Here is a 16159-nt window from a genome sequence, read left to right as displayed (position 1 = left end):
TGGCGTCACGCCGCCCGCCGGGTCCCTCGTGCCCGGCGTGCGGGGCGGGAGTGACCTCGATTTTCTATCGTTGAAAATTCTGTGTGCACGACCGTTGTCAGGTGTTTGAGGCTGTGGCTCAATGTTCGACTATGTGCAGTGCTCCGCGGTTCGGGGCACTCCGGCTCCTTCGACGAGGACGACGCCTTGATACGAGAACTAGCCCGCCCCCGCACTCTTTTCAGAACACTCGCCTGTACGGCGGCACTGCTACTGCCCGTGGGGGCCACCCTGGTCCCGGCCGCCGCCGCAGCACCCGTCGAGGGTGCCGCCGTCTCCTCGGGGCTCACGGCGGAGAACCCCTCCACCGAGGTGCACGGCCTCAAGGGAGAGTACTTCGCCATGTCCGCCCCGGGCGCCCGCGACTTCGCGGAGCTCGGTGCCGTCGCACTCGACCCGGACATCAACTTCCCCGGGCTGACCGGTGCCTTCGAATCCGCCACGGGGAAGACCGAGCACACCACCGCTCGCTGGACGGGGCAGATCGAGGCACCGGAGGACGGCGACTACACCTTCGCCGCCATCGGCGACAACGGCTTCCGGCTCTTCATCGACGACAAGCCCGTCATCGACCACTGGGAGCCGGACTGGGACAAGGAGCAGACCAGCGCGCCGATCTCCCTGAAGGCCGGTGAAGCGCACACGTTCCGGCTGGAGATGTTCCAGGACACCGGTGGGGCGAACATGTTCCTGCGCTGGTCGAGCGCGAAGCTCGCCAAGCAGATCGTTCCCGAGTCCGCGTTCACCCCGCCCGCCGGCTTCGAGGTCTATCCGGTCGGCCTGAGCGTCGCCGAGAACGGCCGGAAGCTGCTGGCGGCCTTCGACCACGAGATCAGCGGTGTCGAGGACGTGAAGGGCCACCTCGACATCGAGGCGGACACCACGCCGATGCCCGTGAAGTCGGTCGCCAGGGCGCCCGGCAACCGCAAGGCGCTCCTCGTCACCCTGGGCGCGGCCGTCCAGAAGGGCCAGCAGGTCAAGTTCGTCTACGATGGTGAAGCCGGCCTGAAGAACGGCGACGAGACCGTCCCGGAGATCAGCCGCAGGGCGAAGAACCTCTCCACGCACCGCCTTCTCACCCCGTGGGGGGAGAAGGCCGACCCCAAGAACCCGATGCCCGAGTACCCCCGTCCGCAGCAGGTGCGCGACGACTGGAAGAATCTCAACGGACCGTGGGAGTTCGCCGGGGCCGAGGCGGGAGAGCAGCCCGTCTTCGGCAAGAAGCTCGACGAGCGCATCACCGTGCCGTACCCCGTCGAGTCCCAGCTCTCCGGACTCGAGCGGCACGAAGACCACATGTTCTACCGCAAGCTCGTCACGGTGCCCAAGAGTTGGTCGGTCGGCAAGCGGGCAGGCGACGACCGCCTGAAGCTCAACTTCGGTGCCGTCGACTACCAGGCGCGGGTCTGGGTCAACGGCAGGCAGGTCGCCGAACACACCGGCGGTTACACCGCCTTCGGCGCCGACATCACCGACGCCCTGAAGGGCAGCGGCCCCCAGGAGATCGTCGTCGCGGTCACCGACACCACCGGGGCCGACCAGCCCACGGGCAAGCAGTCCCCGAACCCCAGCGGCATCTTCTACACCGCCTCCTCCGGCATCTGGCAGACCGTCTGGATGGAGCCCGTCGCCACTGCCGCCGTGGACTCGTTGAAGACCACGCCGGACATCGACAAGGGCCGGCTCGCCCTGGAGGTCACCTCCGAGAACGCGTCGAAGTCCGCCCGTGTCACCGCCGTCGCCCGCGACAGGAAGGGCAAGGTCGTCGGCACCGCCACCGGCCGTGCCAACAGCGAGCTGAGCCTGCCGGTCGCCGAGCAGCACCTGTGGACCCCGGACGACCCCTACCTGTACGACCTGGAGGTCACCCTCAAGGACGGCCGCTCCAAGGACACCGTCGACAGCTACTTCGGCATGCGCTCCTTCGGCGTCGCCGAGGTCGGCGGCTACCGGAAGCTGGTGCTCAACGGGAAGCCCTTCTTCTCCCTGGCCCAGCTCGACCAGGGCTTCTACCCCGACGGCCTGAACACGGCGCCCAGCGACGACGCCCTGGTCTTCGACCTGAAGGCGCAGAAGGACCTCGGCTTCAACTCCGTCCGCAAGCACATCAAGGTCGAGCCGGCCCGCTGGTACTACCACGCCGACAAACTGGGTCTCCTGGTGTGGCAGGACTTCGTCTCCGGCGACATCACCGGCGAGAAGGGCCAGAAGGCCTTCCTCGACCAGGGCGCCGAGATGATGGAACAGCTGCACAACTACCCGTCCATCGGAGCCTGGATCGTCTTCAACGAGGGCTGGGGCGAGTGGGACCGCACCGAGACCGGCAAGATCACCGAGAAGGTCCAGGCCGCCGACCCCTCGCGCGTCGTCAGCGCCCACAGCGGTGTCAACTGCTGCAATTCCAAGGGTGACTCCGGCAAGGGCGACATCATCGACCACCACGACTACAACAACACCGACCCCGCCTTCCCCGACGACACGCGTGCCGCGATCGACGGCGAGCACGGTGGCTTCACCCTGCGTATCCCCGGCCGCATGTGGCCCGGTGCCCCCACCGCCATCTACAGCGGTGTCGCGGACAAGGACGCCCTGACCGCCAAGTACGTCGACAACACCCGCACCTACTACCTGGAGGCCGCCGGTGCCGAACTCTCCGGTTCCGTCTACACCCAGGTGACCGACCTCGAGAACGAGCTCAACGGCCTCTGGACGTACGACCGCCGGGAGATCAAGGTCGACGCCGCCGCGGTGCGGAAGGTCAACCAGGAGGTCATCGCCGCCGGCGCGGCCGCCGGCGAGCGGGACGAGGTCAAGGGCGGCGGCGCCTGGTCCCTCGACGAGAACCAGGGCACCAAGGCTGCCGACAGCGGTCCGAACCACAAGGACCTCACTCTCTCCGAGGGCACGTCCTGGACGGCCGGAGTACAGGGCTCGGCGTTGAAGTTCAACGGCGAGGGCCAGTACGCACAGACCGACGGCCCGGCCGTCGACACGACCGGCGACTACACCGTGTCGGCCTGGGCCTCGCTCGACGCGCTTCCGGGCAACTACGCCACCGTCGTCAGCCAGGACGGCCGGCGCCAGGAGAACCCGTTCTACCTCCAGTACGGGCAGGGCGCGTTCGCCTTCTCCACCCCGGGCGCACACCGGGCCCGACTGGAGCTGAAGCCCGAACTGGGCCGGTGGTACCACCTGGTCGGCGTACGCAGCGGTGACGAGATCAAGCTGTACGTCGACGGCGAGCTCGCCTCCACCGCGGCGGCCGGCACCGCCGATGTCAGCACCGGCTCACTGTCCGTCGGCCGCGCCAAGTGGTCGGGCGGCAACACCGACTTCTGGAACGGTTCCGTCGACCAGGTGAAGGTGTACGACAAGGCGCTCACCGACCAGGAGGTGACCGCGCTCCACGCCGGCGAACGGCCGTAGGGAGCACCCCGCAGGACCGATCCCGGCAGTGTGTGCGCCGCACTGCCGGGAGCCCGGCGCCGCCCGGCGGCCGCGCGTCCCGGGGACCCGCCCACGACGGCCGTACTCCGGCCGTCACGCCGGGGAGGCCGCGGCTCCGGTGCTCTCCCGGACCAGTACCCGGTGCGGGACCACGATCCGGCGGGCAGGCAGCGTCTCGAGCCGTCCGAAGACACGCTCGGTCAGGCACTGCACCGCGCGTTCGGCGATCTGCTCCCGGTCAGGGGCGATCGTGGTGAGGGACGGGACGGCGAACCTGCCGTCCTCGATGTCGTCGAACCCCATCAGCGCCAGATCCTCCGGAACCCGCACACCCTGCTCGGCCGCCACGCGCAGCGCACCGAGGGCGAGTTCGTCGCTGAAGCAGAAGACGGCGTCGGGCGGACCGGGCAGCCGGAGCAGTTCACGAAGAGCCCGTGCACCCTCCGTCCGGTGCAGGTCGGCCACCTCCACCTCGGCCACCGGACGCAGACCGGCCTCCCGCAGTCCCTGCCGGAACCCCTCCGCGCGCAGTTCGGCCGTGCCGTGACCGAGCACGGACTGCAGACCGATCGCCGCGATGCGCCGGCGGCCCCGCGAGACCAGATGGCGAGCGGCGTCCCGGGCTGCCGCCACGTTGTCCAGGGCGACATGGTCGATGGAACCGTCCGGCTCCAGCTCGCCCAGGACCACCATCGGCAGACCCCCGGCCAGGGAGGCCAGATCTGCCGGGGACGTCGACCACGGACTGATGATCATTCCGTCGACCTGGTGCCCCTCGGACCCGTCGAGAAGCCGCCGCTCCAGATCCGCCCGCCCTCCGGTCCGCTCCAGGAGCACCGTCCACCCGCGTTCCTGTGCCGCGTCGATGAGGAGGCCCGCCAACGCGCCGAAATAAGGCGAGTGGATCTCGGGCACGACCACCCCGATGAGTCCGGTGCGCCCCTGACGGAGGTTGCGGGCGGCGAGATTGGGGCGGTAGCCCAGCTCCTCCACCGCCGCCATGACCCGGGCGCGCGTCGCCGGGGCGACGGCCGCCGCGTTGCTCACGACGTTGGAGACGGTCCGGACGGACACACCGGCGAGCGCCGCGACGTCCTTGAGCCTCGCTGCCACGGTCGGTGCGCTCCTGTCCCTCGGCGCGGGGGCGGCCGTCGGCCGCCCACTCCGCGGTGAGCACCGTAACAGCCTTCGTCCACCTCGGTGCGCACTCCCTGTTGCTTCGTTTGTTGCAACGTTGCAATATGGATGGCGGCAGGTCAGGAAGATGAGGAACGTGCCCTTCCGGCCCGCGTGTTGTCCCGCTGCCCCCGATGAGAGGACACTGCCATGACCGACGCCGCGACCACCGCCCCGCACCTCGACGCGGCCGTCCAGGACCTGTACACGGCCGGCATCACCGCCTGCCGGGGCGCCTTCACGCCGCAATGGGCCGATGCGATGCGCGAGGACATCGAGACGGCCTTCGCCGAGGCACGCGGCCGGGAGGGCGGAGCGGTCGGCCGGGGGCCCCACCGCTTCTACGTGGAGATCCACCCCGAGCAACTGCGGGGCTTCGTGGACCTCGTCGACCATCCGTGGGTGCGCGCCGTGTCCGAGGCCGTTCTGGGGGCCGACTACCGCATAGTCGAGCTGGGATTCGACATCCCGCTGGCCGGGGCGGTGAACCAGCCCTGGCACCGGGACTTTCCCATGCCGGACGCCACCCGGCGCCGGCGCCGGCTGACGTCTCTCGCGTTCAACCTCACCGCCGTGGACACGCGCGAGGACATGGGCCCGTTCGAGATCGCGCCGGGAACCCAGTGGGACGACGACACCCGCTTCGAGCACGCGATGTTCCCGCCCCGTGACACCTACCCGCGCTATGCCGTACTCGCCGAGCGTAAGTACCCGAGGCGAGGAGACATTTCGGCCCGCTCCGCGCTGACGGTCCACCGGGGCACCGCCAACCACTCGTCCGACTCCCGGCCGGTCCTGGTGCTCGGCGTCGACGCACCGGGGGCGGGTAACGACGCTCAGCACGACATGGCGGTGACGAGGGAGTACTGGGCGTCGCTGCCGGGGCGGATACGTGCCCATCTCCACTGCCCGGTCGTGGAGAAGCTGACCCCCATCGTCCAGAAGCACACCATCGAGGGCCTGGTCATGGGCGATGCCTGAGACCCGGCCCGGCAGAGCGGCCCGGACGACCCGGAAGGTTTGTTCCCTCCGGGGAATCCACGGCCGTGAGCCGACCGGGTCCGGTGGCGACGCGGACCGCGTCGCCACCGGACCCGGTCGGCAGGCATGCCGCGCACGAAGGCGTCAGGCCACGGCCCGGGGGGTGTCCTCGGTGAAGGTGGCCGGGTCGTCCCATGCGTGACCGCCTCCGGGAGTGGCCGGCCACACCTCCGAGCCGATGTGGCGCAGGTGGCTGCCGGGCGGGTGGGCGCTGGACGGCCTCCCCCCGCCCCGCGCACCAGGTGGCGTCCGCCTTGAACAGCGTGGAGCCGTCGTCCGCGTCTCGGCGGCCCCGGAGCTCCCGGTGGTGCAGCGGGCAGCGCCAGTGGTCCGGTACCGGCGGTCAACGGTCTCCACCAGGTGCGGGGCGTGGTGCGGGTGCGGATCGCATATCGGGAACTCCTTCAGGAGGAGCCCCGTGCCGGCCGGTGCGGTGGCGGGACTGCCGGTCGGAGCAGCTGCCACAGGTGGTCGGCGGTGCCGGTGTCGTCGTACCGGACGACGCGGGTGCTGTGCGCGGTGGACACGAGGTCCACGGCGGGCGCTTCGCCGGAACCGCGGTTGCCTGTCCGGTGCCACCGGTCCACGAGCCGTTCCCCGGCGGTGGCCCCGGCCGGGGGCGGCTTCAGGAGCGCCGCCGGGGGAGTGGTGGGCCACCACGCGCGGCGGCCGTCACACCCTCGGCGGCGGTCGCGGTGGTGGCCCAGCGGCCGGCCGCGGTGGCCGCGCCGGCGGTGACCGGAGCGCCGGTCATGAGTTGCCTGCGGTTCGGAGGCATCGTGCGAGGAGTCCGCTTCTGCTCGGCCGGATACGGGAGGACGGCCGCGCCGGCCCGGGGCGAAGACAGCCGCCAGGCCCGTGCCCGGCGTGGCGGCGACTTGCCTGCAACGTCGAAGAAGTGATGTCGGCGGTATGGCAGCACGCGGCCAAGCCGGTGGCCGGAGGTGGCGCGGCACTTGGCACGGTACCCCCTCGGCGGCCGGTGCGCGGGAGGTGCGTGCGGGGGTGGCACATTTTTGGAAACGCGGCGACCGCACCCTTGCCGCCTGCGGCACCTCGCCTATATAACGTTGTAAACCGAGCCGCCGAGAGGCCGAAACAGACCCTCACGACCACAGTTTCCGCAGTTCGCAGCGGGGTCGTGAGGGGAGAGTGTCATCTGCCGCCGAGCGTCAGATGCACCGTCCCGCCATGCCCGACCGCACGCCGAACGGTGTGCCGTCACCTCGCCAAGGAGCGTCCCGCGCATGATGACCCAGCGTCGATCCCGTACCCTCGCCGCGGCCTGCCTGCTCGCCGCCACCGCCACGCTGGCCGTTTCCGGCTGCTCCAAGTCGGAGACCGCGAACAACGCGGGCGGTGACAGCGGTCAGGGAGCGCAGGCGGCCAAGTCCCCCGAGGCCGCATCCGGTCCCGGCTGTTCGCTGCAGAGTTACGGCGCACCCGAGATCGATCTCGAGGACGCGGTGGTCGGCTTCTCCCAGTCGGAGAAGGAGGCCAACCCGTTCCGCATCGCCGAGACCCAGTCGATCAAGGACGAGGCCGCCAGGATCGGCGTCAGGAAGCTGCTCACCACCAACGCCCAGTCGCAGCTCTCCAAGCAGATCAGCGACATCCAGGACATGCTCTCCCAGGGCGCGCAGTTCCTCATCATCGCGCCGCTGAACTCCGACGGCCTCGAGCCGGCGCTGAAGGCCGCGGCGGCGAAGAAGGTGCCCGTCCTGACCATCGACCGCAAGGTCAACTCCACGGCCTGCAAGGACTACGTGGCCTTCCTCGGCTCCGACTTCGTCGAGCAGGGCAAGCGGGCCGCAGACGCCATGATCAAGGCGACCGGCGGCAAGGGCAAGGTGGCGATCCTCCTCGGCGCCTCCGGCAACAACGTGACCACCGACCGGACCAAGGGTTTCGTCGACCAGATCGAGGCCGAGGCCCCCGGCATCGAGATCGTCGCCCAGCAGACCGGTGAGTTCGCCCGCGACAAGGGCCAGCAGGTCATGGAGCAGCTCATCCAGTCCAAGCCCGGCATCACCGCCGTCTACGCCGAGAACGACGAGATGGGACTCGGCGCCGTCACCGCCCTGAAGGCCGCCGGCAAGAAGCCCGGCAAGGACGTCAAGATCGTCTCGGTCGACGGCACCCGCAACGCAGTGCAGGCCCTGGTCAACGGCGAGTACAACGCCGTCATCGAGTCCAACCCGCGTTTCGGTCCGCTGGCCTTCGCGACCGCCCAGAAGTTCTACGACGGCGAGGAGATCCCCGAGAACGTCATCATCACCGACCGAGCCTACGACGAGAGCAACGCCGAGGAATCACTCGGCGGAGCGTACTGATCCGCTCCTGAACCCACAGCCCGGCCGCCGTGGCGCCCCCCATGGGCCGCGGCGGCTCCCAGGCCCCCACCCTTGGACAGCGGAAGGCCAAGCACCCCCATGGCACCACCCGAAGCAGTACCTCAGGCACCGGAGGCGACCGGTCAGGTCTCCGCCGTGCTCGAAGCCCGCTCGGTGAGCAAACGGTTTCCCGGCGTCGTCGCCCTCGACGATGTCACCTTCTCCCTGCGCGCGGGGGAGATCCACGCGCTGGTCGGTGAGAACGGCGCGGGCAAATCCACCCTCATCAAGGTGCTGACCGGCGTGTACCGGCCGGACGGCGGCGAACTGCGGATGACCGGCGAACCGGTACGGTTCGCCCGGCCGTTCGAGGCACAGCAGGCGGGGATCTCCACGATCTACCAGGAGGTCAACCTCGTCCCGCTGATGAGCGTGGCGCGGAACATCTTCCTGGGGCGCGAGCCCAAGAACAGGTTCGGCCTCATCGACTTCGCCCGTATGCACCAGGAGACGGGCGAGCTGCTCGACGGGTTCGGCGTACGCGTCGACCCCCGGCGCCCCCTGCACACCCTCGGGGTCGGCACCCAGCAGATGGTCGCGCTCGCCCGCGCGGTGTCCGTCGACGCCCAGGTCGTCATCATGGACGAACCCACCTCCTCACTCGAACCACGCGAGGTGGAAACCCTCTTCCGCGTCATCGAACGTCTGCGGAGCCAGGACATCGCCGTCCTGTACGTCAGCCACCGCATGGACGAGCTCTACCGGATCTGCGACCGCGTCACCGTCCTGCGCGACGGACGTCACATCCACACCGGCGAGCTCGCCGGCCTCGACCGGATGCGGCTCGTGTCCATGATGCTCGGCCGCGATCTCTCCGAGGTACGCCGTTCCGGCGTCACCAGCTTCGCCGCGGAGGGACACGAGGCCGCCCGCACACCCGTACTCACCGCGACCGGCCTCTCCAGCCGCCTCCAGCTCCACGACATATCCGTCTCCCTGTACGCGGGAGAGGTGCTCGGTCTCGGAGGCCTCCTCGGATCCGGCCGCAGCGAGACGGCCAAGGCGCTGTCCGGCGCCCTGCCCCTGGACGCGGGCGAACTCACCGTCGACGGCACCACCCTGAAGCGGCTCACCCCGGCCGCCGCCATCCGTGCCGGCATCAGCCTGCTGCCCGAGGACCGCAAGGCGGAAGGCATCGTGCCCGGCCTCTCCGTCCGCGAGAACATCGTGCTGGCGGCGATGCCCCGCCTCTCCCGGGCCGGTGTCGTCTCGCGCGCCAAGCAGGACCGGATCGTCGACATCTTCATGAAACGCCTGTGGATCAAGGCGTCGAGCCCCGAGCAGAAGGTCGGTGAGCTCTCCGGCGGCAACCAGCAGAAGGTCCTGCTGGCCCGCTGGCTCTGCCTGGAGCCCAAGGTCCTGCTCCTCGACGAACCCACCCGTGGCATCGACGTCGGAGCCAAGGCCGAGGTCCAGAGCCTCATCGACGACCTCGCCCGCGAGGGACTCGCCGTCCTGCTCATCTCCTCGGACATCGAGGAACTCATCGAAGGCGCCGACCGCATCGTCGTGCTGCGCGGCGGAGCGGTCGCGGGTGAGCTGTCGGGCGACGAGGTCGCCGAAGGCCGGCTGCTCGAAGTGCTCGCCGATCACGCACCGGAGCCGGCGGACAGGGCCCCGGCCGCCCAGGAGGACCCCCGATGACCCAGACCGCCGTCGCACCGCCCACGAAGGGCGGCACCCCCCGGAAGTCCGTGGATCCCCTGGCCCGGCTGCGTGATCCCGCCTGGTACCAGAAATACGGTGTCTACGTGGCCGTGGCGGTGGTGCTGCTCTTCAACGCCCTGTTCACCGACCACTTCATGACCGCCGACAACTTCCGCACCCAGCTCGTCCAGGTCGCCCCCATCGTCATCGTCGCCCTGGGCATGGCCCTGGTCATCGGTACCGAGGGCGTCGACCTGTCCGTCGGTTCGACCATGGCGCTCGCCGCCGCATTCCTCCCGCTCTACCTCGGATACGGGCTCGTGCCCGCGCTCGTCGTGGCCCTCCTGGCAGGCGCGGTCGTCGGAGCGGTCAACGGCGCCCTCGTCTCCCTCGTCGGGCTGCAGCCCATCGTCGCCACACTGGCCCTCTTCGTCGGAGGCCGCGGACTCGCCCTCGTCATGGCCGACGGCCAGCTCAAGCAGATCGTCAACCCCGACCTGCTGTCGCTGGGAACCGGCTCCGTCCTCGGCATCCCGCTGGTCGTCCTGATCGCCGGGGTGCTGGCCCTCGCCGTCGCCTTCCTGGTGCAGCGCACCACCTTCGGCCGGCAGGTCGTCGCCGTCGGCGGAAACCGGTCCGCCGCCGCACTCGCCGGGCTGCCCGTCAAGCGGATCCTCATCGGCGTGTACGTGATCTGCGGGGTGCTCGCGGCCCTCGCCGGAATCCTCGCCACGGCCAGGCTCACCGCGAGCGACCCGTCCTCGCTCGGCACCCTCATGGAACTCTCCGCGATCACGGCGGTCGTGGTCGGCGGCACCCCCCTGAACGGCGGCTCCGTCCGGGTGCTCGGCACCGTGGCGGGCGCCCTGCTCATGCAGCTCCTGCGCGCCACCCTCGTCAAGCACGACCTGCCCGACTCCACCGCACAGATCGCCCAGGCGGCCATCATCATCGCCGCCGTCTACGTCGCCCGGGAGCGTCGGTCCCGATGAACGAAACCAAGTCCGCCACCACCGCCCCGGCCCCGATGCCGCCGAAAGAGCCCGCGGCCCGCCCCGGCACCGGCCCCGAGCAGACCGGCCGACAGCGCGCCGCCGAACTCCTGCAACGCCAGGGTGTCCTCGCGGTCCTGCTGGCCGTCGTGGTCGCCGCCTCGTTCGTCTACCCGACGTTCGCGTCCCTGGACAACGCCCGTGGGGTGACCATCCAGGCGTCCTTCCTCGCCGTGGTCGCGCTCGGCATGACGATGGTCATCATCACGGGCGGCATCGACCTGTCCGTCGGGTCGGTCTTCGCCCTCGGGGGAGTCCTCGCCGCCTGGGCATCGCAGTACGGCTTCCTCGCCGCACTGCTGGTCCCCCTCCTGGTGTGCGGCGGAACCGGCCTGCTCAACGGGCTCCTGATCGCCCGTGGGAACATGGCACCCTTCATCGTCACCCTCGCCACCCTGCTGGGCGCCCGCGGCCTGCTGCTCGCCCTCACCGACGAGGGCGCCACCACCTATCTGGTGCCCAAGGACTCCGCCTTCGGCGAGCTCGGCCAGGGCAGCCTCTGGGGCTTCGGTCACCCGGTCCTCATCGCCCTCGTGCTCTTCGGAGCCGGCGGACTCGTCCTGCAGCGCACCTCGTTCGGCCAGACCCTCTTCGCCGTGGGCGGCAGCAGCGACGCGGCCACCCTGATGGGCCTCCCCGTCGCCCGTACGAAAATCCTCGTCTACACGCTCAGCGGCCTGCTCGCCGGACTCGCCGGCGCCCTCAACGCGGCCAGGCTGTCCTCCGGAGTCACCATCGTCGGCGTGGGCATGGAACTCGACGCGATCTCCGCGGTCGTCATCGGCGGCACCCTCCTCGCCGGAGGCGCCGGGTCCATCAGCGGAACCCTGTGGGGCGTCCTGCTGCTGGCCGTCATCCAGAACCTGATCAACCAGATCGGCTCGCTCAACTCCTCCTACCAGTCCGTGGTCAGCGGCGGCTTCCTTATCGTTGTCGTGGTGGCCCAGCGCTATCTCGCGCGCAGTCGCAGAAGCACCTGACGACGAGCCGGCCGGACAGGGCCGGACACCGAGCCGAACCGAGCCGAACCAAGGAGTGCCGTGGGCGTCAGCCTCAAGGACGTTGCACAACGGGCGGGCGTGTCCATCAAGACCGTGTCGAACGTGGTGAACAACTATCAGCACGTCACACCCGCCATGCGCGCCAGGGTGCAGCAGGCGATCGACGAGCTCGGCTACCGGCCGAACCTCACCGCTCGCCATCTGCGCAAGGGCCGCACAGGCATCATCGCTCTCGCCGTCCCCGAATTCGGCAACCCGTACTTCGCGGAACTGGCCGGAGCGGTCATCGACGCGGCCGCCCGGCACGACTACACCGTCCTGGTCGACCACACCGCCGGTCTCAGGGAGAAGGAACTCCTGGTCAGTCAGGGTTTCCGGTCCCATGTGATCGACGGCCTCATCCTCAGCCCCATCCACCTGGAGACCGAGGACCTCATGGCGCGTACCGAAACGGCGCCGCTGGTCCTGCTGGGCGAGCGCGAGTACGAGGCGCCCTACGACCACATCGCCATCGACAACGTCGCGGCGGCCCGCGCGGCCGTGCGCCACCTCGTCGGCCAGGGAAACCGGCGGATCGCCTTCCTCGGATCGCGCACCGGCCGGGAACGCCAGCCCGCGCACCTGCGGCTGAGGGGCTGGCGCGAGGAACTCACGGCCGCCGGCATCACACCGGACGAATCCCTCGTCGTGGTCACCGACGGCTACGGCCGTGAGGACGGCGCCTGCGGCATGGCGCAGCTCCTGGACCGGGAGGATCCGCCCGACGCCGTATTCGCGTACAACGACCTCATCGCCATCGGAGCGATGCGGACCGTCACCGAACGAGGCCTGCGCATCCCGGACGACATCGCCGTCGTCGGTTTCGACGACATCGAGGAGAGCCGCTACACCACCACCACGCTCACCACCATCGCCCCCGACAAGGAGGCGATCGCCCGCCTCGCCGTCGACAGCCTCGTCGCACAGCTCTCGGGCGAACCCGTCGCCGAACCGCGCAGGCCACGCCCCGGCTACCGGCTCGTCGTCCGCGAATCCACCACACCCGCCTCCGACTCCGGCCCCACCGAGGACCTCTGATGCCGCGCCCCACCGTGCACCGCACCCCGTTCGGCTCCGTCCAGGGGGCCCCGGCCGACCTGTGGACCCTCGACAGCGGGACGGGGGTCCACGCCGGGATACTGACCTACGGCGCGTCCCTGCACCACCTCACCGTGCCGGACACCACGGGCGCCACCTCCTCCGTCGTCCGGTCCCTCGCGACCCTCGACGACTACACCGCCAAGCACCCCTACTTCGGTGCCGTCGTCGGCCGTTACGCCAATCGCATCGCCCACGGCCGCTTCGTCCTGGACGGATCCGAGCACCACATCCCCGCCAACGACCGGGGCCACGCCCTGCACGGAGGCCCGGACGGATTCCACACCAAGGTGTGGGAAGCCACCGCCGGCCGGACCGGCGACAGCGTCTCCGTACAACTCACCCTGCACAGCCCTGACGGAGACATGGGCTTCCCCGGGGCCCTGGACACCACCGTCACGTACACCCTCGACACGGCGGGCACGCTGGCCGTCGACTACGCCTCGGTCACCGACCGCCCCACGGTCGTCAACCTCACCAACCACGCCTATTTCGACCTGGCCGGCCACGAGGACGTCCTCGGGCACCACTTGGAGGTCGACGCAGGCACCTATCTTCCGGTGGACGACGACGGCATCCCCCTGGGAGCGCCTGCCGAGGTCCGCGGAACACCCTTCGACCTCACCACTCCCCGGGTCATCGGGAAATGCCTCGGCACCGAGAACGGACAACTGCGTGCCGCGGGCGGCTTCGACCACTGCTGGGTACTGCGGGACGCCGACGGCTGCCTGCGCCGTGCCGCACGTCTCACCGCCCCGGACGCGACACGTGTCCTGGAGGTGTGGACGACGGAGCCCGGCATCCAGGTCTACACCGCCAACCAGCTCGACGGCTCCTTCACCGACGGCGCCGGCCGCCGCCACGAACGCCACGGCTCGATCTGCCTGGAGACCCAGCACCTGCCCGACTCACCCAACCGGCCCGACCTCCCCAGCACAGTGCTGCGCCCCGGCGAGACCGCCCGCAGCCGTACCGAACTGCGTTTCCCGCACCTGAGGAACTGATCGATTGCCCTCCGGCGCGGTGGCCTGCTGGAATTCCGGCACCAGCTGATCAATCCGGGAGATGTCCGTGCGCCGAGCTTCTGTGTCCACCCGAAAGGGAATTCACACCTGTCTCGAGGACCTGAAGCCCAGCGCACACATTGAACCTGGGAATTCTGGCGCATGTCGACGCGGGTGAGAGCAGCCTGACCGAGCGGCTGCTCCACGATGCCGGAGTCGTCGGCGCGATCGGCAGCGCCGACGACGGCAGCACACAGACCGGCTCCCTGGCCCCGGAGCGGCAGCGCGGCATCACCATCAGGTCCGCCGTGGTGTCCTTCACCGTCGACGGCGTCACGGTCGACCTGATCGACACCACCGGCCACCCCGACTTCATCGCCGAGGCGGAACGGGTCCTCGGCGTGCTCGACGGCGCGGTGCTGGTCGTGTCCCGGGGCCAGAGACCGTGAAGTGCCGGGTGTCCGGCCCGACGAGGAGGACCGCTCGCCCCTCGTCCGGCCGCGGGAAGGGCGCAACGCCGCGGCCGTTCCTCCGGCCGTCGCCGTCCGGAACCGATGTCCCGGTCGCCCGATGGCCTCATGACGACCGCACACGGCATCGACGTCCCCGTCGGGACGGGTCCGTCTTCGCCCGCAGGAGAAAGCGGAACCTTCATGCGGTCGGCCGGATGGGCTTGCCCCGGTACCGATCGTTGCGCTGTCCGGCTGACGCGGCTCAGGCCCGCCGGAGATATGGACGAAAGATCAGGTGTTCGTACTTTGCGGACCTGACGGGTCCGTGATCCGCTCCTCCGTCTCAAGGAGAACGCATGCGCCTGCGCGCCCGCTGGGCACCGGCCGCTCTACTGCTGATCGTCCCCCTGATCGGCACCACCACGGCCACGGCCGACACCGGCGAAACCCGGGTGCCGGTGCAGAAGTCGGCCCGAGCCGTGCCCGGTCAGTACATCGTCACTCTCTCGCCCGAGCAGAAGCCGGGCACCATGGCCGAGCAGCTCGGTCTCCGTACTCTCTTCACCTACAGCAAGGTCCTGCACGGTTTCGCGGCCTCGCTCACCGCCGCCCAGCTCGAGCAGGTGCGCGGCGCGGCAGGTGTCCAGGCGGTCGAGGAGAACAGCGAGGCCTCCGTCTCGCCCCCCGCCGCCGTGGCGGCGGAGAAGCGGGCCGTGGCCGGGAGCTGGGGGCAGGACCGCATCGACCAGCGGGAGCTGCCGCTGGACGGCACCTACGACGTGGACGGCACGGGGCAGGGGGTGACCGCGTACATCCTCGACACCGGCATCGAATCCGCCCACAGCGAGTTCGGAGGCCGGGTGGGCGCCGGGTACGACGCGATCGGTGACGGCCGTAACGGCGAGGACTGCAACGGTCACGGCACGCACGTGGCCGGAACCGTGGCCGGTGCGACCCACGGTGTCGCCCCCGCCGCCTCCCTGGTGCCGGTGCGGGTGCTCAACTGCGAGGGCTCGGGCACGTGGGCCGGGGTCATCGCCGGTCTCGACTGGATCGCCCGGAACGCCGAGCAGCCGGCCGTGGTCAACGCCTCGCTCGGTGGGCCCGCGTCGTCGGCCGTCGACGACGCGTTCGACGCGCTCGCGGCGCAGGGCACCCTGCCCGTGGTCGCGGCGGGCAACGAGGACCAGGACGCCTGTGACGTGTCCCCGGCCCGCGCCGACGGCGTACTCGCCGTGGGGGCGAGCGACGCCCGGGACCGGCAGGCGACGTTCAGCAACTGGGGCAGCTGCGTGTGGCTGTACGCCCCGGGCGTGGACATCGTCTCCGCGGGCCTCGGCGGCGGTTCCACGACGTTGAGCGGAACGTCCATGTCCAGCCCGCACGTCGCCGGTGTCGCGGCGCTCCACATGGAGCGGAAGCCCGACGCGACGCCGCAGGAAGTCGCGGACCGGCTCGCCGCCGAGGCGACCCCGGACGTCCTGACCGGTCTGGGCTCCGGCTCGCCCGACCGGCTCCTGTACGCCGGTGGTCTCTGACCTCCGGCCGGTGCCACGGGAGCGGGGCCCGCTCCCTGCGGCCCCCGCTCCTCGCCGTCTCGTGGACCAGGCCCTTCTCGGGCGGCTTGCGGCTGAGCGCGGAACAGCCGCCCGACCGCGCGCAGGTCCGCACGGCGCCCACGGCGACGTCTTCCGCCACCTCCCCATCGCCGGCGTCCTGGTGTGTTCCGGGACCACGGCCGGCCCCCCGGACGCCGGCTGCCCCGCTCCC

The 16159-nt window shown here is 70.4% G+C and carries 10 protein-coding genes and 2 pseudogenes; 10 read left to right on the top strand and 2 right to left on the bottom strand.

All coding sequences use genetic code 11. The features are described from left to right. Nucleotides 1-138: 138 nt before the first annotated feature. A complete protein-coding gene (locus ACF1FZ_RS15860; protein ID WP_391773962.1) occupies nucleotides 139-3465 on the top strand; it encodes a LamG-like jellyroll fold domain-containing protein in 3327 nt (1108 codons plus the stop codon). Between the two features lie 114 nt (nucleotides 3466-3579). Here the strand turns inward: ACF1FZ_RS15860 and ACF1FZ_RS15855 are convergent, their stop codons facing one another. Further along, nucleotides 3580-4599 (bottom strand): LacI family DNA-binding transcriptional regulator, encoded by a 1020-nt coding sequence (locus ACF1FZ_RS15855; protein WP_391773961.1) that lies wholly within the window; start codon nucleotides 4597-4599, stop codon nucleotides 3580-3582. 213 nt (nucleotides 4600-4812) lie between these two features. Between ACF1FZ_RS15855 and ACF1FZ_RS15850 the strand changes: the two genes are divergently transcribed. Then, on the top strand, nucleotides 4813-5643 hold the full coding sequence (locus ACF1FZ_RS15850) for a phytanoyl-CoA dioxygenase family protein (protein WP_391773960.1): 831 nt from the start codon (nucleotides 4813-4815) through the stop codon (nucleotides 5641-5643). 144 nt (nucleotides 5644-5787) lie between these two features. Here ACF1FZ_RS15850 and ACF1FZ_RS15845 read toward each other — a convergent pair. Then, nucleotides 5788-6016, bottom strand: a pseudogene (locus ACF1FZ_RS15845) (AbfB domain-containing protein); the annotation flags it as partial. A gap of 934 nt (nucleotides 6017-6950) precedes the next feature. Between ACF1FZ_RS15845 and ACF1FZ_RS15840 the strand changes: the two are divergent. The 8 genes and pseudogenes from ACF1FZ_RS15840 to ACF1FZ_RS15805 all read left to right on the top strand — a co-directional run bounded on the left by ACF1FZ_RS15840 (nucleotide 6951) and on the right by ACF1FZ_RS15805 (nucleotide 15927). Then, the gene (locus ACF1FZ_RS15840) at nucleotides 6951-8036 is read left to right on the top strand and encodes an ABC transporter substrate-binding protein (RefSeq protein ID WP_391773959.1); all 1086 of its coding nucleotides are present in this window, start codon (nucleotides 6951-6953) and stop codon (nucleotides 8034-8036) included. Between the two features lie 99 nt (nucleotides 8037-8135). Next, nucleotides 8136-9740, top strand: coding sequence for a sugar ABC transporter ATP-binding protein (locus ACF1FZ_RS15835; RefSeq protein WP_391773958.1), 1605 nt, complete (start codon nucleotides 8136-8138; stop codon nucleotides 9738-9740). Further along, entirely contained in the window at nucleotides 9737-10735 is a 999-nt protein-coding gene (locus ACF1FZ_RS15830) for an ABC transporter permease (RefSeq protein WP_391773957.1), read from the top strand. Before ACF1FZ_RS15835 ends, ACF1FZ_RS15830 begins: the two co-directional genes overlap by 4 nt. Beyond that, a complete protein-coding gene (locus tag ACF1FZ_RS15825; RefSeq protein ID WP_391773956.1) occupies nucleotides 10732-11775 on the top strand; it encodes an ABC transporter permease in 1044 nt (347 codons plus the stop codon). The genes ACF1FZ_RS15830 and ACF1FZ_RS15825 overlap by 4 nt, the downstream gene beginning before the upstream one ends. Nucleotides 11776-11835: 60 nt before the next feature. Then, nucleotides 11836-12873 carry a LacI family DNA-binding transcriptional regulator gene (locus tag ACF1FZ_RS15820; protein WP_391773955.1) on the top strand — a complete coding sequence of 346 codons (1038 nt, stop codon included), beginning with the start codon at nucleotides 11836-11838 and terminating at the stop codon, nucleotides 12871-12873. Beyond that, nucleotides 12873-13937, top strand: coding sequence for an aldose epimerase family protein (locus ACF1FZ_RS15815; RefSeq protein ID WP_391773954.1), 1065 nt, complete (start codon nucleotides 12873-12875; stop codon nucleotides 13935-13937). The genes ACF1FZ_RS15820 and ACF1FZ_RS15815 overlap by 1 nt, the downstream gene beginning before the upstream one ends. Before the next feature lie 140 nt (nucleotides 13938-14077). Further along, nucleotides 14078-14368 (top strand): annotated as a pseudogene (locus ACF1FZ_RS15810) (GTP-binding protein); the annotation flags it as partial. A gap of 377 nt (nucleotides 14369-14745) precedes the next feature. After that, nucleotides 14746-15927, top strand: a complete 1182-nt coding sequence (locus ACF1FZ_RS15805) for a S8 family serine peptidase (protein WP_391773953.1) — start codon at nucleotides 14746-14748, stop codon at nucleotides 15925-15927. The last annotated feature ends 232 nt before the right edge of the window (nucleotides 15928-16159 follow it).

The organism is Streptomyces sp. NPDC014623 (assembly GCF_043088245.1).
GTDB lineage: Bacteria > Actinomycetota > Actinomycetes > Streptomycetales > Streptomycetaceae > Streptomyces.
This window is presented reverse-complemented; position numbering and strand designations above follow the sequence as displayed.